Genomic DNA, 19,306 nt, shown 5'->3' on the forward strand with positions numbered 1-19,306 from the left:
GCAAATGCCCATCAGCTCACTGAACTTTCGTGCAGCTATCCTGTCGCTCACTCTGCTGATTGTCGGCCTCCTGATCTGGGAGGCCGCCATTCCCGCACAAAAGGCGGTAGGCGAATTGACGGAATATGAACTTCTGACAGGGGGTGGCCAGCCCAAAGCCGGTGTGCCACCGCCCAGTCAGGTGATCGCCAAGGCTTGGGAACAGCTCAGTGATCCTTTCTATGATGCTGGTCCCAACGACAAAGGGATTGGCATCCAGATCGGCTATTCGATCTACCGTGTGCTGGTGGGCTATGCGCTTGCTGCTGTCATTGCCATTCCGCTGGGCTTTCTGATCGGGATGTCACCGCTCGCCTACAAGGCGCTGAACCCCTTCATTCAGGTGTTGCGCCCGATTTCGCCCTTGGCATGGATGCCGCTTGCGCTTTTCGTGATCCAGGATAGCGAGGCAAGTGCGATCTTTGTGATCTTCATCTGTTCGATCTGGCCGATGCTGATCAACACAGCCTTCGGCGTGGCCGGTGTGCGCGAGGATTGGGTCAACGTGGCCCGGACACATGAGCTGAACCCGCTCAAAACCGCGTTTACCGTGATCCTGCCTGCCGCAGCGCCGACGATCCTGACCGGGATGCGCATTTCCATCGGCATCGCATGGCTGGTGATTGTGGCGGCTGAGATGCTCGTGGGGGGAACCGGCATTGGTTACTACGTCTGGAACGAGTGGAACAACCTCGATCTGACCTCTGTGATCTTTTCCATCCTGATGATTGGCGTCGTGGGCATGGGGCTTGATGCAGCCCTCGGCTTTGTCCAGCGCGCCGTTTCTTACGCTGAATAGGACCAAGATATGAAACCGTTTCTAAGCGTCGAGAACCTGACACAACGCTATCCCGATGGCGCGGGCGGGGAACTGACAGTCTTTGAGGATGCCACCTTTGGTGTCGAGAAGGGCGAGTTTGTCGTGATCCTTGGCCACTCTGGCTGTGGCAAATCCACGATCATGAATATCCTTGCAGGTCTGTCTGACCCGACATCCGGTGTGGTCATCATGGACGGGACCGAGGTGAAGGGCCCCAGCCTTGACCGCGGTGTTGTGTTCCAGAACTATTCCCTGTTGCCGTGGCTTTCGACCCTCAAGAATGTCACTTTTGGCGTCTCTGCGCGGCACCCGGAATGGTCCAAGGCGCAGGTAATTGAGCATTCAACCAAGTACCTTGCGATGGTGGGGCTTGAGGGTGATGTGATCCACCGCAAGCCCAGCCAGCTTTCGGGCGGGATGCGCCAGCGTGTGTCGATTGCGCGCGCTTTTGCCAATCACCCCAAGCTTTTGTTGCTGGACGAACCTTTTGGCGCGCTTGATGCGCTGACACGCGGCACGATCCAGGATGAGCTGTTGAAAATCTGGAGCGGGACGGAACAGACCGTATTCATGATCACCCATGATATCGACGAGGCGATCCTGCTGGCGGACCGCATTCTGCTGATGACGAACGGTCCCTATGCCCGTGTCGCCGAGAGTGTGGAGATCACGATCCCGCGTCCGCGCAACCGGACCGAGATCATCGAGCATCCCAACTACTATGCGATCCGCAACCATCTGGTCACCTTCCTTGGCAAGCGGTCCAAGGAAATGGCAGGCCAGAAGACCGGAGGGGGCAGCAATCGCCCTGATCCGGTACGGATCGATAAGACCGAACCTGAAGAACCAGAAAACGCGCCGCCTGCGCTGCGGGCCGTCAACGAATAACCACCGGAGGAGCAACAATGAAAGACCTCACCATGACCGAAATGATGACCAAAGAAGATGTCACCGCCATGATCCTGTCGGCCAAGAAAACAGCCGGTCTGACATGGGAACAAATCGCCGAAAAGATCGGGATGTCACCTGTCTGGACCCATTCCGCAGCGATGGGGATGAATGCTTTCCCGGCTGACAAGGCCAAGCTGATGGTGAGCGTGATGGGCCTGCCGCAAGAGGCGGAATCCGTGCTGGTAGAGAGCCCAACAAAGATCTGGGAGCAAGCGGTGCCGACTGACCCCTGCATCTACCGGTTTTATGAGATTGTTGGTGTCTACGGCCCGACCCTGAAGGCGCTGATTCAGGAAAAATTCGGTGACGGCATTATGTCCGCGATTGATTTCAACATGTCCGTCACCCGCGAGGAAAACCCCAAAGGCGACCGCGTGAAGGTTGAAATGTCGGGTAAGTATCTTGGCTATAACAGCTGGTAAGCGATTTGGCGCGGCAGGTCCAACTTGCCGTGCCACCCTGTCCCGTTCGGGAAACGTTCACGATGATAGCGTCAATTGCTTTGGTCTGCCCGACCAACCGCAGCATTCCGTTGTTTATGTCAAAGGCTGTTTCACCTGTCGGCTGCGCGATGGGCTCGCCGTGTCACCTCAACATGATCGATAGCCCTCAGGCCACCGAATGCTATCGTTCTCACCCTGCGGCAACTATTCTAACCGATACCACCAAAGAAACGAATCTCTTGGGTCTACCGTGATGCGCGCAAGCCTACCTTTGTGAACGAGGCGCACGAATGTGACGATTCTGCGATCTGTTTTTTGCCAAGCCCATGAACGGAAGCAAGTTTGTGTCAAGGGCTGTCACCGCAGTGGTGAAAGAGGCCGAGTAAGCCTGTCGCGCTGCGTATATGTTTCATTTCAGTGGCTTGCGCCGCAAAAATTCATGAATTGTCGGGTGCTGGCAGAGGTAGCATGCAACCTGCGCGGATTTCTTGCTGCGTGTCACGGCTAAAAACGCCACGCTTTCATCCAACTTTTGCCGCAATCGAGCGGCAGTCTTCATGACATCGTATTAAGCATGGTTACTCCCACTCGTTACTACTCACAGCGAGACGCTGCCCCGGAAGAGGCAGCGTCTTTTGCTTTGTAATGAGTTGTGGTTTTACATGGGAATGAGTTGCGATCACGTGTGCCGTCGAAGCCGATCTGGCGCGCGTCGCAGACCTACCCCGTAGAATCGATCGAAGTCAGAGGCGCGCGCATCGACGCCACATGCGCGGCTTTGCGGATCGACTGGACGTCGCGTGAAAGGACGCCCTTAATGTCACTGGCGTTCATCCAGATCAGGTATTCTTCATTCGTGATCTGCTTGTCTGGTCCGACCCATGCGCCCGGTTCACAATGTGTGTAGCCATACCGCAGGTGCGCGCCTTTGGCGGCAAGATACCTTGGGACAAAGGCGAAAACAAAGTCAGGCGACCATGCCTGCTGCAGGATTTCAAAGAGAAGGCGGGACAACAGACTGGTCGCACCATGGCTGCGTGGCCCACCGAGGCCATGTGAGGGCAACCAGAAATCACCACAATAGCCTACCGAACCTGTCACCGTTTTGAGCGCCTCGGGACCTTGAAAAAACGTCAGATCAGGATCGGGGGTTGTGTCGGGGACGATGTATTTGTGGCGATGCATGTCCAGATGCTTGCCCAGCGAAATGCCTGGAAGATCGAGCAAGCGTACAGCTTGCGTATGGACCAGCTGGTCAAGTTCGTTGAAGCCGCAAATCCAGAAGCCGTTCGTTGCATCAATAAAGGAACATGCCGTGTCAAAGAGCGGCGACATGTCCCCCCTGTCCACGCAAGTGCTGCGGTAATAGCGGTAAAGGGCGAAATCGTCCCCAACCTCAATGCGCATTCCAGAGTCTTCAAGATCTCGTAAGATAACCGACACGTTTTGAACCGTGCCAAAAATGCTCCGCGCCGACATATCCTGCCTCTCGATTTATCGTTGCGCTTTTCGCAACACAGTGCCTTTACGGCTTGATACTATGTAGTCGTTTTTGGTGCCGCGTCACAATGTCGAGTGTGACGCTTTGCGTGGTTGTGGCAATTGAGTCACTGCCGACGGATGGTCGGGTAGCGCATCCATAATAAAATCTGCGGGCATTTTGGGGCGGTCGGTATCTGAAACCGCATCAATCTCGACTTGTTCGGTAATGACCGCAAGAATGATCAATCCCGGCGTTCCATCCGGAAAAACGCCACCAAGTAGCAGTCTCTGGAAGGTGCCCGGTTCCGGTTCTCCGCCGTCCTTTGGCAGGTGGGCAAGGATGTGGTCAAGCCGCACCCCACCTTCATCATAGATGCGGGAATAAGCGCCTGCGGTGAATTCGTCATATTCGTCACCGGCATCATCTTCGGTGATAAGTTTGCCGATCGCGCTTTGCGATACTCTGGCTCCAAACCAGCGCGCGTAGGCAGATTCCTTGCCAATATGCACAAAGACCCAACCAGCCGGCCCCTTGCGGTACAGGACCGTATAAGGCTTAATTTCTTCCATTGCTTCATGTTCAATTTGCGTTTGTGCTTTCCCCCACGCAGCAAAGGTCTTTTTGAGCAATGGCAGACCATTCATTGCAATTTGAGAGACGGGGTGTTGCTGAGAGTAATAGACCCGTCCTGCGGAATCCGTGAACTGAAGCTTCTCAAGTCCGCCCGAGGTGCTTTTCTTCAAGACAGACTGTCCAGACCATGTGTCCAACTCCAACAGAAGGGTTTTCGCCTTGTCCAGAGCTTCAGTCGCAAAAGACGTCAGTTGATATTGGCGGTCGACGACCTCGAACAACTTTTGCTGCATTATCACCTCAAGATCGGTGATATGCCGTCGGACAGTCTGGCGGGTTGTGCCAAGTTCATCGCTTGCTTTGGACAGATTCAAGTGTCTGCTCAAGCAAACGAATGCACGTAGCATGTCGACCGTAACGCCAGTGTTGTTCTTCGATTGGTTCAAGGTCCCTCCGGCTCTCATTGTAAATCGAGATGCAACAAATCAATAGATACTAACAATTGTGCCAATGTTTGGCTTGCAACGGTGTACAAATGAGGACCAAAATATAGCTTTTTCGAGAAGAACGCCTCGTTTGAAGTGCGGAGCGCATTTCTTGAGCACACTTTCCAGGGTGAAAGGCGACACCCCTGTAAACCATAGCGGGAATGCCCTTCGGTTCATGCAGGAATACGACACGACAGCGATCAAAATCCCTAGTGTCGCCATCCTTTGGCCATTTTGGTTTGAAAACTTGAGGCAGCTAAAGGAGTTGCCATGCCTGTCGCCAATTTGATTGATTATACGACCACGCTTTCGAGCCCGCCGCCCGGATCTGTCAATGTACTGATCGGAAAGAAGGTTGAAGGCCCAGGTGGCCAATGGGTTCCTTGTGCGACCAAGATGGCCGATGGCGCGTATTATTCGGGGCTCTTTCAGGTCGGGCCCGGCAAACGGCAGGTTTGCGCAGCGAGCGTATCATTTCATTGTCCGAACGAGGCGCTTTCTCGCGCCATTGATCTGGCGTCTTCTGCTGCCGCCTGATCCCGTTTTTCACAAGATTACTGTCTAAGCTGCGTCCTGAAAGGGAAACTCTGCTTTGCTGTTGCTCAACAAAATAGAACAGCGCTCGTAACAAGCACTGTTCTAAAATACTAAAGAAGCGGCTATCGCCAAACCAACCGGAAACTAGATAATCTTTACTGTAACTTGTTGATTGACGGCGCCAGTGGCCTCACACACCAACAGACACCGTCAAATCAAACAGATGCACGACGACACAAACAGTTACTCGTGAAACACATCGATTGGATGCGAATACTCACTACACCCACTCACTACCCACCGACCACAAACATAGCGTGTCCGGCATCATTTTTTTCGCCTGTCTTGAGGTTCAAAACAATTCTCTAAATTTCTAACGACATGGGTATATTTTTCATACAGTGATGTATGAAAAATCATACATCAATCGGGTGTGTTCTCTAAGGCCCAGACAAGGGTCCATTATAGCTGTGCCCTGAGAACATGTCGCGATCGTCAACGCGTTACGCACTTCTTGTCGGGAGTGGATGGATCAAGCTGGGTAAATCCCTGCGAAGAATGGCAAACGTATTTGCCAGGAACTATGCTACCATGTTTGCAGCGCGATCCTGCGGTTGGAATTGGGAGCATAGCAAAATGGGCATTCAGAGCATTCTTGTCATAATCATCATCGGCGCAATCGCGGGGTGGTTGGCTGGGCAACTGATCCGTGGGTTCGGCTTTGGATTGCTGGGCAATATTCTCGTAGGTGTTTTGGGTGCTTTTGTTGCAGGGCTGATTTTTCCTGTAATCGGCCTCGGCTTAGGTGGCGGTTTGATCGGAAGTATCATCCACGCCACACTTGGCGCCGTCATTCTCTTGTTCCTTATCCGGCTGGTAAAGCGCGCCTGAGCGCCTGCCTGCAAAGGGCAGTTTCATGTCGGCATGGCGACGGCGACAGGGCCCGCGCTCCTCATCCGGTACTTTGGTGTTGATGGATATCAATCCGGCGCAAAGCAGCGGTGCTATTTTCATCGTGCAGCAACCTTCAAACTGATCGCCGTCGCGTACCGCGATGGTCGATGTTTCGTGCTGTGCGTAAAAGCGAATGAAGCGTAAAAGGAAATCACATGACAAAATTCAATCTGTTCACCGGCGTGGGTGTCGGCGCGATGATCGTGCTGGGTGCCTGCGCACCGCGACCCGAACCTGTCGCCATGGTGATCTATGCCGAGCCGACATTCGACAAACTTGGCAATCCGTCTTGTCGTCCGGGCAATGTTCCGATTGGTGGCGTTTATACAGAAGACCTGCCTTTGTGTGATGTCCTGAACAACGGGCAAACCGCAGGTGTTGTCCCGCGTATCGCGCAAGACGTGGATAGCGATGGTGTTGGGGTGATCGTTGATCCAGTTGATCCCGATGATCCAAATGGGGGCAACCAGAACCAAAATCAGAACCAAAACCAGAATGAAAACCAGAGCCAATCTGGCGCTTGAGCACGGTTGCGTTCTTTGGCGCGGCACCTCGCGCATTGCCTTACAATTGTTCTGTGCAAGTGGTGCCGCCTGAATTGACCTATATCATGATCTAAGGTTTTTGCCGCGTCACAGTCTTCCAAAGCATATGGAGGACGACGTGATGGCCGAAGGAAAACCCCTTGTTGTGAATTTCGCGCAACTGCGGCGCGGCGATGTCGATATTGTAGGTGGCAAGAACGCCTCTTTGGGTGAAATGATCCAGACCCTTGGTGCGAAGGGCATTCTTGTACCACCAGGGTTTGCGACGACGGCGGATGCGTTTCGGGCCTATTTGACGGCCAATGATCTGGATGCGCGGATCGCGGTGGCGCTCGACGCGCTGGCCAGCGGCAAGGCGACCTTGCAGAAGACAGGTCAACAGCTTCGTGACATGATCCTGCATGGCGCGTGGCCCGAAGAAACGGCAACGCAGATCGTGGACGCCTATCGCGCGCTGTCCGACTCCGCTGGCGAACCCGATATCCCCGTCGCTGTACGTTCCAGCGCAACGGCCGAGGATCTGCCGGATGCGAGTTTCGCCGGCCAGCAGGAAACCTTCCTGAATGTGACCGGCGCTGCGGCTCTGCTTGAGGCGTGTCGCAAATGCTATGCATCGCTCTTTACGGATCGCGCGATTTCCTATCGTCAGATACAGGGCTTTTCGCACACGCAGGTGGCACTGTCTGTGGGCGTGCAGCAGATGGTGCGCGCGGACACCGGCGGATCCGGCGTGATGTTTTCGATTGATACGGAATCAGGCTTTCCCGACGCTGTCCTGATCAATGCCGCCTGGGGTCTTGGCGAGAACGTCGTGCAAGGGGCTGTCGATCCCGATGAGTACGAGGTGTACAAGCCGTTTCTGGATGATGAAACCAAAGTGCCCATTCTGGAAAAAACCCTTGGTGCCAAAGAGATCAAAATGATCCATGACCGCGATGGCACCCCCCGCAATGTGCCCACCTCAAAGGCGGAACGCGGACGGTTCGTGCTGAGTGATCCCGAGATTCTGACCCTCGCGCGGCAGGCGAAGATCATTGAAGAGCACTATGGTTGCCCGATGGATATGGAGTGGGCGCGCGATGGCAAGACCGGCACACTTTATATCGTGCAGGCGCGGCCCGAGACGGTGCAGTCACGGGCGGATGTCGGGTCACTGAAATCCTATACGGTGGCGGATGCGGGCGAAACGCTCGTCACCGGGCTGAGCGTCGGGAATGCCGCAGTGAACGGCCGCGTGTGCATGATCGAAAGTGCCGCTGATATCGCGAATTTCGTAGATGGCTCTGTGCTGGTCACCTCCACCACGGATCCCGACTGGGTGCCCATCATGAAACGCGCCGCTGCGATCGTGACGGACCATGGCGGGCGCACCTCGCATGCGGCGATTGTCAGCCGTGAACTCGGGCTGCCGGCCGTTGTGGGCTGTGGTGACGCTACGCATCTGTTGCATGACGGGCAGGATGTGACCGTGTCCTGTGCAGGGGGCCAGGAGGGCGTTGTCACGGCAGGTTTGTCCAAGATCACTGTGACCGAGGAAACGCTGGACGCACTGCCTGATATCAAAACCAAGGTCATGCTGAACCTTGCCAATCCCGCAGCGGCCTTGCGCTGGTGGCGATTGCCTGTCGATGGGGTGGGGCTCGCGCGGATGGAGTTTGTCATCAACAGCGCGGTCAAGGTGCATCCGATGGCACTGCTGGCGTTCGATGCGGTCAAGGATACAGAGGCCCGCGACAAGATTGATGCGCTGACCAAAGGTTACGACAGCAAGCCTGCGTATTTTGTCGATCAACTCTCGCGCGGATTGTCGCGGATTGCCGCGTTTTGCTATCCCAAGCCGGTGATCGTGCGGATGAGCGATTTCAAGACCAACGAATACGCCGACCTTCTGGGTGGGCGTGATTTCGAACCGCATGAAGAGAACCCGATGATCGGGTTCCGTGGCGCATCGCGCTATTACTCGGACCATTACCGCGCCGGTTTCGCTCTGGAATGTCAGGCGATTGCGCGGCTGCGCGGGCAGATGGGTTTTGAGAATGTGATCGTGATGATCCCCTTCTGCCGCACTCCGCAAGAGGCCGATAATGTGCTGGCTGTGATGCAGGACAACGGTCTGGAGCGGGGCAAGGACGGCTTGCAGGTTTACGTGATGTGCGAAATTCCCGCCAATGTGGTGCGCGCGGCGGAATTTGCGGAACGCTTTGACGGCTTTTCTATCGGATCGAATGACTTGACCCAACTGACGCTGGGGATCGACCGCGATTCAGACGCGCTGGCAAACCTGTTCCGAGAAGATGATCCGGCAGTGCTATGGATGATCGAAACCGTGATCCGCGAAGCGCATAAAGCAGGCAAGAAAGTGGGGTTCTGCGGACAGGCCCCTAGCAATGATCCGGCTTATGCGCAGCGTCTGGTCGGGTTCGGGATCGACAGTATTTCGGTGACGCCGGACAGCTTTGTACAGGTCTTGCGCAATGTGGCCGAAGCTGAGAGGAGCTAGAGAACTTCAATGCGGCATTGGTCATAACAGGCCTGTGCGTGGGGCAGATCGCAAAGCGCAGTGGCCTCGGTGCTGACTGTGGCGCTGGCTGCCGCAACGCCCCATCTCAGCGCTTCGTCTGCGGTGCCGCCGCGCGCGAGTGTCAATGTCATAGCCCCCACAAACGCATCGCCCGCGCCGATTTTACTACGCACGGTGACTGTGGGCGCATGACAAAAGAAGCGCTGGTCACGGGACACGAGAACCGAACCTTCGGCGCCACGACCTGTGACAATCATGTCGGCCACACCCCGCGCAACCAGATCGGCGGCAAAGGCCACGCTGTCGGCAACCGTATCCATCGGATGCTTGGCCGCCTCGGCTGCTTCTGATTGGTCGACGCGCAGCAGATAGACGGGCGTTGTGGGGGCGCCAATAAGCCTGTCCAGTGCCCGGCTCGAGGTATCGACCACAACGCGGGCGTTTTTTTCCTCAGCGATGGCAATGATCCGGCTTTGCATATCTTCTGGCAGACCGGGCGCGACGCTGCCGCTGATCACAACATAGCTGTCGAGGGTGGTGTGGGCTGCGATTTCGGTCATCAGGCGGTCAGCATCCTGTGCGGTCAGGTGCTCTCCCGGAACGCCAAAGCGATACTGCGCGCCCGTCGCGTCGTCAGTGACAGCAAAGCTCTGCCGCGTTTCGCCGCTGACGACGATAGGCAGGGCAGGGACCCCTTCGGCGGCCAAAAGATTGACAAGCCGCTGCCCCATCGGGCCACCGACGGCGACAAGTGCCCGAGCCGCGCCGCCCAGTTTCTGCACGGCGCGGGTCACATTGACACCCCCGCCGCCCGGATCGTAGCGCGGTGCCGCACAACGCAGCTTGGGCCCTGCAATGACCGCTTGCACATGCGTTGCCACATCCACTGCAGGGTTGAGTGTAATCGTCAGAATGTCGGCCTGTGGGCGCATCCTAGGCTTTTTGCGCCATGGCCAACCTCATTAAAGCGGCCAGAACAGCCTGCGCAAGAACCGGTGATCGCCCGATACCGATGGCGGCATCGCTGTCGCGGCTGTCATTTTCGCGCAGGGTGCAGTGCCAGTGGCCGTCACGGTCATTTGTACGCCCACGGATATGAATGGACCAGTTGGGATAGGCCTCATCCGCAATCAGCATCGCTGCATCGGTCTTGCTCAGGTTTTCGGCGCTGGGCAGGGTGGTCTGGGCCAGCAGGTAAGCCAAGGCATGAAGAACCCCGTCAAAGCTGGCAATACTCATGTCGCGCGTGGTTTCGAGTTCCTTAATCAGGATGTCCAGTTCAGGGTCTTTCATCGCGTGTCCTCCTAGGTGGGTCGGCGTGTTGACTATCTCTACCAACGCTTGCGACGACCGCATTTGATCTCGGTCAATTGCGCACAGCCGATCTGGATAACAAAGGGCAGCGCAAAGGCCGGTCTTCGCCAGTCATTTGCTCTTGCGCGATATGCATCGGCCAGCGATGGTTTGCTAACCAAAGGACCCTGTCACATTGATCAAGACCCAAGACCCTCCAAAGCTGCTATCGCTTTGGCTTCTTATCTTTCTGCAAGCCGGAATTTCTGCGTCCAGTCTCGTGGTCGAGATCGTCGCGGGGCGCATGATTGCGCCTTACGTCGGGATGAGCCTTTATACGTGGACAGCCATTATTGCCGTCGTGCTGGCGGGGTTTTCTGTTGGCCATTGGTGGGGTGGCCGGATTGCCGCGCGTGACACCGCGCAGGCGTTGCGCATGGCGGGGTGGATCATGTTGGCCGCGGCCCTTACCACCGCAGGGGCAACATTGCTGCTGCGCGCCTTTGCAGGACCTGTGATTGCAACATTCGTGCATCCCATGGCGGCAATCACCGCGTTAAGCGCCTTGGCATTCTTTCTTCCGTCACTTTTTGCCGGTGTCCCTGCGCCGATCCTGACGGTTGCAGCGATGCGCGGGCGTGCGCAGGCCGAACAGGCCTTGGGGGCCATGTTCGCCGCGGGTGCGGTTGGTGCAATTGCGGGCACGCTTCTTGCGGGCTTCTTGTTTGTCCCGTGGATCGGATCGGTGATGACCCTTGTCGTGATCACTGTGGTCTATGTGGTTGCGGCGCTGATCTGTTTCAGGCTTGGCAATCTGTTGCCATGCGGGCAGGCAGCCGCCCTTGGCGGGATCGTGATTGCCTTTGCAACCGGATATGGCGCACTGACCATGCCTGCCGTCTGCGACCGTGAAAGCAGCTATTACTGTATCCGGACTGTTGCTTTGTCGGACAACCCCGACGATCCGGTGAACCTGATGGTGGTCGATCATCTGGCGCATGGCATCAGCGGCAGAGCAGAGCCGCGGACTATGTTCACGGAACATGCAGCCATGCTTGATGCTTTGCCACGGATGCGGATGGGCCGGACAGATTTCTCATCGTTTCATATCGGTGGTGGCACCTATTCTGTCCCGCGCGCTTGGGCGGCGCGGGGGATCGGGGACATTACAATCGCTGAAGTCGATCCTGCGGTCACAGAGATCGCGGTTGAAAATTTCTGGTTTGATCCCGCAACGGCCACCATTTTGCACGGTGACGCACGCGTTGCGTTGAACAGAAGTACCCAACGGTTCGATGTCATTGTCGGTGATGCGTTCACCGATATTGCAGCACCCGCGCATCTGGTGACACAGGAATTTTTCGAACTGGTGGCAAGCCGGTTGGCGCCGCAAGGCGTCTTTGCGATGAATATGATCGACAATGTTGATCGTATGTATGCGCTTGCCGCCGTCCACGCGACGTTGCGCAGTGTCTTTCCAAGCGTCGAGATCTGGACCAAAGCTGTCGCCCCGGAGCCGGGGCAACGCCGTGTGTTTATCTTGCTTGCCAGTGCACAGGATAGCGCCTTTTCCACAGTGGATGCGCTGGCCCCGGATTCAAAACGCTTTCAGGTGCTGGATGGCGCCTTCGTGGACAATATTCTGGGGCAACGGAACCCGAAAATCCTGACGGACGACCACGCGCCGCTTGCTTTTCTGATGGGATTTGACCCTGCCGTGGACTGAGTGCCTGCGCAACAACTGCAGCTGGTGCCGAAGTGCAGTTTCCACCAAAAACGCCAGCATGCGGTGGCCTGTGTTGCATCGCCCGACCTTGTTACCTAACAGAGGGGCACGCCCGATAAAGGTTCCATGACATGCTGATCACATTTTTGGCCATTGCGCCGGTTTTTGCCCTGATCCTGATGGGCTACGGCTTGCGGCGTGGCGGTATCCCCTCGACCGAGTTCTGGAACCTCAATGACCGTCTGGTCTATTGGGTTTTGATGCCTGCGCTGTTCTTTGCGAAAATCTCGGCGGCTGATCTGAGTGGTGGTTTGGGGGACTATGCGGTTCTGCTCTATGCAGGCTTCTTTTCGGCGATCTTTTGTGGATGGCTGTTCGGGCGCAGCTTCGCGCCGCCCCAAGCCAGTTCCCTTTTGCAGGGCAGTGCGCGTTTCAACACCTTTATCGGTCTGGCCATCGCCGAGGCGCTTTTTGGCACGCCGGGTTTGCAGATCGCCGTGCTGGGGTCCGCGCTTTTGGTGCCTGTCGTCAACGTCACCGTTGTGACCATCATGGCGCGGCAGCTGGGCGGCGGGGGCAAGTCAATCGTTCTGGGGCTGGTGAAAAACCCACTGATCCTGAGCATCGTCGCAGGGGCGCTCTTCAACTTTGCAGGTCTGAATGAAGTGCCTGTCCTGCACGAGATTGCCCGCATTCTGGGTGACGCCGCATTGCCGATCATGCTGCTCTGTGTCGGGGCCAATCTGAAACTGCGCGGATTGAGCGGGTCTGTCGTGATCATCGGGCTGTCGATGGCTGGCAAGTTGCTGATCAACCCTTTGGCCGTCATTCTTGCGGCTTGGGTGCTTGCGCCTGATCCCTTGGTCTTTCAGGTCGCCCTGATTTTTGCAGCCCTTCCTGTCGGGGTTGCCAGCTACACGCTGGCGCGCGAAATGCGCGGTGATGCGTCCTTGATGGCGGCCATGATTACCACGCAGACCTTGCTGAGCTTCCTGACCTTGCCTGTGACGCTGATGATCGGGCAGGCTGTGCTGTCGCTCAACTAGGCCGCAAGAACCGGTGACAGGCTGCGTGATGATATGACGTGATCCTTTCTTTGCGGGAACGTTCAGTGACATATACGGTCTGGCTATGAATACTGCAGCACCCACGCCCCTTTCGACTGTGTCACGCCAGTTCATTCAGGATTGGCTGGTGGCCTTGCGTCCGCTTTGTACGGATGCGCAGATGCAGTCTTTGATGCAGCGTGCGGGGTTGGTTGCCGATGATACGCTGCCCTATGGCCGTGTGACGCTTGATCAGATTGTGCGCCTGTACCAGCTTGCCGCGGTTGAGACCGGTGATGAAATGATGGGGCTTTGGAGCAGGCCGATCCGTCCCAGAGCGTTGCAACATCTGCTGACATCGGTCCGCGAGGCCACCAGCATTCCGTCGGCGCTCTATCGGTTTGCGACGTTCTGGAACCTGCTGTTGGATGACTACCAATGGGATCTGACCGAAAGGGGTGACACGTTGCTGCTCTCGCTGACCCCGCAACAGCCGGTGCCGCCGCAACCCTTTGGTCATATGCTGATCCTCAAACTTGCCCATGGCCTTTTGTCCTGGCTTGCGGGGCATGAGGTGCCCGTCAAGCGTGTGGATTTCGCCTTTGCGCGGCCGGAGTACGATCAGGATTACGCCATTATCTTTCCGGCCCCGCTGCGGTTTGCACAACCAGCCACATCAATCGCTTTCGATCTGCATTTGCTGGGGGCGGTTGAACCACGCAGCACTACCGATCTGGACCGCTTTCTTCAGAATGCCCCGCGCGACTGGATTTTCACAAGTTCGCGGGAACATACGCAATCGCTGCGTGTCCGCACCTATCTGAGCCAGACAGACTGGGCCAATGCCACATTGAGCGATGCGGCCCGCGCGATGCATATGACGCCGCGCACCCTGATGCGCAGGCTGGACGCGGATGGGACCTCTTTCCAGTCGATCAAGGACGCCTTGCGCCGCGATATCGCGATCCGTGATTTGCAGGCGGGCCGCAAAAGCATTCAGGCAATCGCGCAGGATGTCGGTTTTTCATCGGCAGCAAATTTCCATCGGGCCTTTCTGCGGTGGACAGGCAGCACGCCGAGCGCCTATCGCCGCACGCAAGTCTGACAGGCAGATATTTTGTCAGTTTTTGATAATCATATGTCATCTCATGAGATAGAGGCAGCCTACAGGGCGCGATACAAACCTTTATAGATAAGTAGTCTGAAGCAGCGTCGTGCATGCGGGTATCGATTTGCCGAGCTGCGGGATATGGCGATTTCAGATAGCGCTGATATGAAGGACGCTCCCATGACAGAGAAACTCACCGCCATTCTGCAAGCTGCCAAGGACCACGCTGAACAGGTGATCCTGCCCAATGTGGATGCATGGAACGCCGCAAAGAAATGGCCGCGTGATGCCTCGGACAGGGCGGGGGCTGCGGGGCTGACGGGGCTTTATGCGCCCGAAGAGTTTGGCGGGCAGGGTTTGCCGCTGTCCGAGGGCATTCAGGTCTACGAACAATTGGGGCTTGGTGACGGGGCCTACGCCTTTGCGGTTTCGATGCATAATATCTGTACCTTTGCAGGCTGCGGGTATGGCACGGACGCCTTCAAGCAGAAATGGGCGCGGGATCTGACATCAGGGCGCAAGCTGGCGAATTTTGCATTGACCGAACCGCAGTCAGGGTCTGACCCCATGCAGATGTACACCCGTGCGACCATCAACACAGACGGAACATGGACGATCAGCGGTGCGAAGGCCTGGGTCAGTCTTGCGACAGAGGCTGACATCTATTTCACGGTTGTCAAAACCAGTGATGCGCCCGGCCACAAGGACATGGCGATGATCGCTATCCCTGCCGATGCGCCGGGTCTGCGTTTCGGGCCGATGTACGAGACACCATCCTACAATTTCCTGCCCATGTCCGAGATGTATTTGGACAAGGTTGTGGTGAGTGAGGACAACATCATCCTGCCTATCGGACAGGGCTTGCAGGGCTCGCTTATGGCGATTGATATCGCGCGCGTCTCGATCGCGTCAGGGTGCTGTGGGTTGATGCAAGCGGCACTTGATACAGCCTTGTCCTATGCCAAGAACCGCAAGATGTTTGGCGGCAAGAACCTTGAACTTGACGGTATTCAGTGGATGCTTGGAGAGGTCGCGACGGACCTTGAAGTCTCGCGTCTTCTCTATCGCAAAGCCGCAGAAGCACTGGGCACGCCCGAGGGCCCCCTGATGGCGGCCCATGCCAAGCGTTTCGTGCCGGATGCCGCGCTTAAGGCTGCAAATACCTGCACGCAGGTCTTGGGTGGCATGGGATTGTTGGCGCCCTACGGCCTTGACCGTCTGTCGCGTCTTGCCCAGATGCTGCGGATCGTGGATGGCACGACAGAGATCAGCCGCGTCGTCATCGGGCGCGCCTTGCAAAAACGCGCGGCGACTTTGCCAGATTTGCCGGTGCCCAAAGGGTTTGGTGAGACTGGCAGCTAAATCGCCATGCACCAAAGCTATTCAGTTGCTGTAAAGCCCACAATCAGCTGATGCAGACCGAGTGCCGCACCTGCGAAGATCGCAGCGAGCGTGACAGGCGCGCTGAAGGCTAGCAGCGAGAACGCAGTCAGTCCTTGGCCGATACTGCACCCGATGGCGATCACGGCACCCACACCCATCAGGCCTGCACCGATGATCTGGCGACGCAACTCGCGCGGGTCCTCGCAGGCTTCCCAGCGGAAATGGCCTTTGATCAGACTGCCAAGAAAAGCGCCGATCCAGACCCCCGCGACAGAGCCGATCCCGAATGAGAGTGACTGACCCGAGGCGGTCATCCCGTAAAGGATGGCTTCGCCGACAGGGGCCGAGAACGTGTGGGAGACAAGCGGCAGGTCATCGAAACCGTGCGCGTTGATATACTGCATCCCGCCCCATGCGCTGATAACAGCAAGGCCGACCGCAGTGCCCCAGAAGATGGCTGAACGGTCTTGTCGCAATGTACGCGCGCTTAGCGCAAAGGCTACCAGCAGCGCGCCGATCACCAAGCCGATAAAAGCTACTGAAATGCCGGTCGCCGCACCCAATGTATGGGCTATACCGCTTGGGATTGCGGCAGGCGGGGGCGGGGGGAAGACTTCAACGCGGATCCATGCGAGCGGGCCTGAGAGCGTGACATAGGCGCTGATACCCATCACCAGAACGATTACGAAAGACCGCAGATCACCACCGCCGAGCCGTGCAAGCGCGCCATAGCCGCAGTTTCCGGCCATCGCCATGCCGTAGCCGAAAAGACCACCCCCTATGATGCTTGCAAGTGGTGACCATTGTTGTGACAGATAGAAAGATTTTGCGGGGTCGAAAAGGCCAAACGCCATCAAGCCGAAACTGCCAATGACAGCGGTTCCGATGGCCAGAATCCACATTCTCAGGCGTTTGTCATTGTTGCCGTAAAGATAATCTTCGATCGCGCCCAATGTGCAGAACCGGCCCAGCCTTGCGGCAAGTCCGAGTAAGACACCGCCAAACAACCCGACGGCTGCCGCGACGTTCGCCTCTCCCAATGCATCGAGCAATGGCCGACCCTCCCTGTTATGTCAGTCGAATTGAACGGGAGGTGGCTAAGCCTCAGTCCGTCTCGCAGAACAATTCGTAGACAAGGCCGATGATCTTGCGAGATTTGTCATCCGTCAAGCTATAGTAGATCGTCTTGCCTTCACGGCGAGGCGTGACCAGCCCTTCAAGCCGCAACCGCCCCAGTTGCTGGGACACCGCAGCCTGACGTGCAGAAAGCAGTTCTTCCAATTCGGTGACTGACTTTTCACCTGTCGCCAGATGGCAAAGGATCATCAACCTGCCTTCGTGACTGATCGCTTTGAGATAGTTTGTTGCGATGGTCGCGTTGTGCATCATCTCGTCCAAGCGTGCATCATCAACGTCAGTATTGAAAACCGGAAGTGTCATAAGCCTTGGAGCCTCACGCGAATCTTTCTGTTCAGGTCAAATCGTCTGCGCCAGTTAATTGTGCTTTTGCCGCCAAATTGCTACCTCTGAGCGCGGCAAAATGGTAGTTTTTTCCGCTATTTGTCGGATTTTGCAACAAATACGCCCTCTTGCGCGAGCATTTGCCCCAAAAGTCCCCAGAAAAAATCATCTCCCGGATAGCCCTCGATCCGGTTTGTCTCGATGCCTTCGACCAGCAGGATGAAGGTCGGGGTGTAATTGATCCGCCGCGCAAGCACGATATCGGAAGGCATCGGATCAAGCAGATTGACACGCCGCAGCGGGGCGACGGCCCCTTCTTCTGTCTTGTGGTAGATGGGCCCGATTTCTTCGTTCCACCGCGCGCACCACAGACAGCCCGGTTCTTCGGCCATCATCAGTTGCAACTCTGCACGTGCAGACGCCGCAGACATCAGGGTCACTGCAAAGACAGCAACTGCGAGGCGGATAATAAAACTAGCTTTCGTTATAAACATTCAATAATTCTAATATGAATCATGTGGGCAATCAAGGAAAACAACACATGCTGGACGTAAGCTTTTTTGGTGCTGCGGTCGCTGGGCTGTTGTCGTTCTTTACGCCCTGCGTTTTGCCGATGGTGCCGTTTTACCTGTGCTACATGGCTGGCACATCCATGTCCGAGTTGCGTTCTGAGGATGCGATCAGCTCGTCTGTGCAGCGCAGATTGATTGTCTCCGCGGTGTTCTTTGCCTTTGGGGTAACGACCATCTTTGTGCTCTTGGGCATGGGGGCGACTGCGATCGGGCAGGCCTTTGGGATGTGGCGGGACACGCTGCGCTATGTGGCGGCGGGGGTCTTGCTCATCTTTGGTTTGCATTTTCTGGGCGTTATCCGCGTGCCGCTGCTTTACCGCGAAGCCAAGATTGAAAGCACGGCCGAACCGACAACGATGATCGGCGCCTATGTTATGGGGCTTGCATTCGGCTTTGGCTGGACGCCCTGCGTCGGCCCCGCACTTGCGGCAATCCTGATGGTTGCCAGCGGGATGGGTGACATCTGGCGCGGTGGCCTGCTCTTGCTGGTATACGGCCTTGCGATGACAGCACCGTTTGTTGTGGCCGCTTTTTTCGCCCGCCCGTTCCTGAGCTGGCTTCAGCGCAACCGCAAATATCTGGCGCATGTTGAACGCGTCATGGGTGTGATGCTGATCATCTTTGCTGTGCTGATCGGAACCAATTCGGTCAATTACATCGCCCAGTGGATGATCGAAGTCATGCCTGCATTTACCAACCTAGGATAAAGGAAGTGACCATGATTTCTCGCCGTTTTCTCGCGCTTGCAGCGCTTGTTCTGGCTCTCCCGGCTTTTGCTACGCCTTTGGGTGACGACGGTCTGCACAAGGCCGATTGGATGCATGACACCTTCAAGGATCTGCGCGAGGACCTTGCCGAGGCGAATGCCGAAGGCAAGCGCCTTCTGATCATTATAGAGCAGCGCGGATGCATCTATTGCACCAAGATGCACGAAGAGGTTTTCCCAACCCCCGAAATCTCTGCGATGCTGAATGAGGCATTCTTCGTCATCCAGATCAATATGTTCGGGGATGTCGAAGTAACGGATTTTGACGGGACCACTTTACCCGAAAAAGACATGGTGCGTCGCTGGAATGCCCTGTTCACGCCGACAATGATGTTCTTCCCCCAAGAAGTGGAAGAAGGCCAGATCGCGACCCAGGCGGCCGTTGCCGTTATGCCGGGGGCCTTTGGGCGCTGGACTACGTTGAACCTGCTCAACTGGATCAATGACGAAGGCTATCTTGGTGAAGAACCCTTCCAAAAATACCATGCAAGGATCATTCAGGAGCAGGGAATAACAGAATAAAATCAGATGGTTGAGTGTAAACATTCAAATAAATGATTTTGTTGTTGCGATTCTGACAACCTGTAGTCTACGGTA

The 19,306-nt window shown here is 56.4% G+C and carries 20 protein-coding genes; 13 read left to right on the forward strand and 7 right to left on the reverse strand.

Annotated elements, in window-relative coordinates; translation table 11 throughout:
* Positions 1 to 4 precede the first annotated feature (4 nt).
* The 3 genes from ntrB to cynS are packed head-to-tail and all read left to right on the forward strand — an operon-like array spanning position 5 to position 2,232.
* Positions 5 to 838 (forward strand): nitrate ABC transporter permease, encoded by an 834-nt coding sequence (gene ntrB / locus B0B09_RS17355; protein ID WP_055296012.1) that lies wholly within the window; start codon positions 5 to 7, stop codon positions 836 to 838.
* 9 nt (positions 839 to 847) lie between these two features.
* A complete protein-coding gene (locus tag B0B09_RS17360) occupies positions 848 to 1,747 on the forward strand; it encodes an ABC transporter ATP-binding protein (protein WP_076661133.1) in 900 nt (299 codons plus the stop codon).
* 17 nt (positions 1,748 to 1,764) lie between these two features.
* Positions 1,765 to 2,232: a cyanase gene (cynS, locus tag B0B09_RS17365; RefSeq protein WP_242654494.1), complete on the forward strand. Its 468-nt coding sequence runs from the start codon at positions 1,765 to 1,767 to the stop codon at positions 2,230 to 2,232.
* Between the two features lie 741 nt (positions 2,233 to 2,973).
* Here the strand turns inward: cynS and B0B09_RS17370 are convergent.
* Both B0B09_RS17370 and B0B09_RS17375 read right to left on the reverse strand, forming a co-directional pair.
* Positions 2,974 to 3,660, reverse strand: a complete 687-nt coding sequence (locus tag B0B09_RS17370; RefSeq protein ID WP_242654496.1) for a hypothetical protein — start codon at positions 3,658 to 3,660, stop codon at positions 2,974 to 2,976.
* Between the two features lie 156 nt (positions 3,661 to 3,816).
* Complete coding sequence (locus tag B0B09_RS17375) at positions 3,817 to 4,773, reverse strand: helix-turn-helix domain-containing protein (protein WP_084190891.1); 957 nt, start codon at positions 4,771 to 4,773, stop codon at positions 3,817 to 3,819.
* 294 nt (positions 4,774 to 5,067) lie between these two features.
* Here B0B09_RS17375 and B0B09_RS17380 point away from each other — a divergent pair, with 294 nt between their 5' ends.
* From B0B09_RS17380 to ppsA, 4 genes are all read left to right on the forward strand, one after another.
* Entirely contained in the window at positions 5,068 to 5,334 is a 267-nt protein-coding gene (locus B0B09_RS17380; RefSeq protein WP_055296007.1) for a hypothetical protein, read from the forward strand.
* A 636-nt stretch (positions 5,335 to 5,970) separates the two neighbouring features.
* A complete protein-coding gene (locus B0B09_RS17385) occupies positions 5,971 to 6,225 on the forward strand; it encodes a GlsB/YeaQ/YmgE family stress response membrane protein (RefSeq protein ID WP_076661192.1) in 255 nt (84 codons plus the stop codon).
* Between the two features lie 218 nt (positions 6,226 to 6,443).
* Positions 6,444 to 6,812 carry a hypothetical protein gene (locus B0B09_RS17390; protein ID WP_076661136.1) on the forward strand — a complete coding sequence of 123 codons (369 nt, stop codon included), beginning with the start codon at positions 6,444 to 6,446 and terminating at the stop codon, positions 6,810 to 6,812.
* 142 nt (positions 6,813 to 6,954) lie between these two features.
* Entirely contained in the window at positions 6,955 to 9,333 is a 2,379-nt protein-coding gene (gene ppsA, locus B0B09_RS17395) for a phosphoenolpyruvate synthase (RefSeq protein ID WP_076661193.1), read from the forward strand.
* On the opposite strand, the gene B0B09_RS17400 is transcribed toward ppsA, so the two are convergent.
* Both B0B09_RS17400 and B0B09_RS17405 read right to left on the reverse strand, forming a co-directional pair.
* Entirely contained in the window at positions 9,330 to 10,286 is a 957-nt protein-coding gene (locus tag B0B09_RS17400) for a 1-phosphofructokinase family hexose kinase (RefSeq protein WP_076661137.1), read from the reverse strand. The two genes, ppsA and B0B09_RS17400, sit on opposite strands and share 4 nt — an antisense overlap.
* 1 nt (position 10,287) lies before the next feature.
* On the reverse strand, positions 10,288 to 10,647 hold the full coding sequence (locus B0B09_RS17405; protein ID WP_076661138.1) for a hypothetical protein: 360 nt from the start codon (positions 10,645 to 10,647) through the stop codon (positions 10,288 to 10,290).
* Positions 10,648 to 10,843: 196 nt separating this feature from the next.
* Here B0B09_RS17405 and B0B09_RS17410 point away from each other — a divergent pair, with 196 nt between their 5' ends.
* The 4 genes from B0B09_RS17410 (at position 10,844) to B0B09_RS17425 (ending at position 15,889) form a co-directional block, all read left to right on the forward strand.
* Complete coding sequence (locus tag B0B09_RS17410) at positions 10,844 to 12,373, forward strand: fused MFS/spermidine synthase (RefSeq protein ID WP_242654497.1); 1,530 nt, start codon at positions 10,844 to 10,846, stop codon at positions 12,371 to 12,373.
* Positions 12,374 to 12,504: 131 nt separating this feature from the next.
* Complete coding sequence (locus tag B0B09_RS17415; RefSeq protein WP_076661139.1) at positions 12,505 to 13,419, forward strand: AEC family transporter; 915 nt, start codon at positions 12,505 to 12,507, stop codon at positions 13,417 to 13,419.
* A gap of 85 nt (positions 13,420 to 13,504) precedes the next feature.
* Positions 13,505 to 14,524, forward strand: a complete 1,020-nt coding sequence (locus B0B09_RS17420) for an AraC family transcriptional regulator (RefSeq protein WP_076661140.1) — start codon at positions 13,505 to 13,507, stop codon at positions 14,522 to 14,524.
* Between the two features lie 183 nt (positions 14,525 to 14,707).
* The gene (locus B0B09_RS17425; protein ID WP_076661141.1) at positions 14,708 to 15,889 is read left to right on the forward strand and encodes an acyl-CoA dehydrogenase family protein; all 1,182 of its coding nucleotides are present in this window, start codon (positions 14,708 to 14,710) and stop codon (positions 15,887 to 15,889) included.
* A 17-nt stretch (positions 15,890 to 15,906) separates the two neighbouring features.
* On the opposite strand, the gene B0B09_RS17430 is transcribed toward B0B09_RS17425, so the two are convergent.
* The 3 genes from B0B09_RS17430 to B0B09_RS17440 all read right to left on the reverse strand — a co-directional run bounded on the left by B0B09_RS17430 (position 15,907) and on the right by B0B09_RS17440 (position 17,865).
* Entirely contained in the window at positions 15,907 to 16,962 is a 1,056-nt protein-coding gene (locus B0B09_RS17430; protein WP_076661142.1) for a YeeE/YedE family protein, read from the reverse strand.
* Between the two features lie 52 nt (positions 16,963 to 17,014).
* On the reverse strand, positions 17,015 to 17,350 hold the full coding sequence (locus tag B0B09_RS17435; protein WP_076661143.1) for an ArsR/SmtB family transcription factor: 336 nt from the start codon (positions 17,348 to 17,350) through the stop codon (positions 17,015 to 17,017).
* A 116-nt stretch (positions 17,351 to 17,466) separates the two neighbouring features.
* Positions 17,467 to 17,865, reverse strand: a complete 399-nt coding sequence (locus B0B09_RS17440; protein WP_076661144.1) for a hypothetical protein — start codon at positions 17,863 to 17,865, stop codon at positions 17,467 to 17,469.
* A 47-nt stretch (positions 17,866 to 17,912) separates the two neighbouring features.
* Here B0B09_RS17440 and B0B09_RS17445 point away from each other — a divergent pair, with 47 nt between their 5' ends.
* Both B0B09_RS17445 and B0B09_RS17450 read left to right on the forward strand, forming a co-directional pair.
* A complete protein-coding gene (locus B0B09_RS17445; protein ID WP_076661145.1) occupies positions 17,913 to 18,650 on the forward strand; it encodes a cytochrome c biogenesis CcdA family protein in 738 nt (245 codons plus the stop codon).
* 11 nt (positions 18,651 to 18,661) lie between these two features.
* The gene (locus B0B09_RS17450) at positions 18,662 to 19,231 is read left to right on the forward strand and encodes a thioredoxin family protein (protein WP_110550006.1); all 570 of its coding nucleotides are present in this window, start codon (positions 18,662 to 18,664) and stop codon (positions 19,229 to 19,231) included.
* Positions 19,232 to 19,306: the final 75 nt, after the last annotated feature.

The sequence above is a fragment of the Yoonia rosea genome, from assembly GCF_900156505.1.
Taxonomy (GTDB): Bacteria; Pseudomonadota; Alphaproteobacteria; order Rhodobacterales; family Rhodobacteraceae; genus Yoonia; species Yoonia rosea.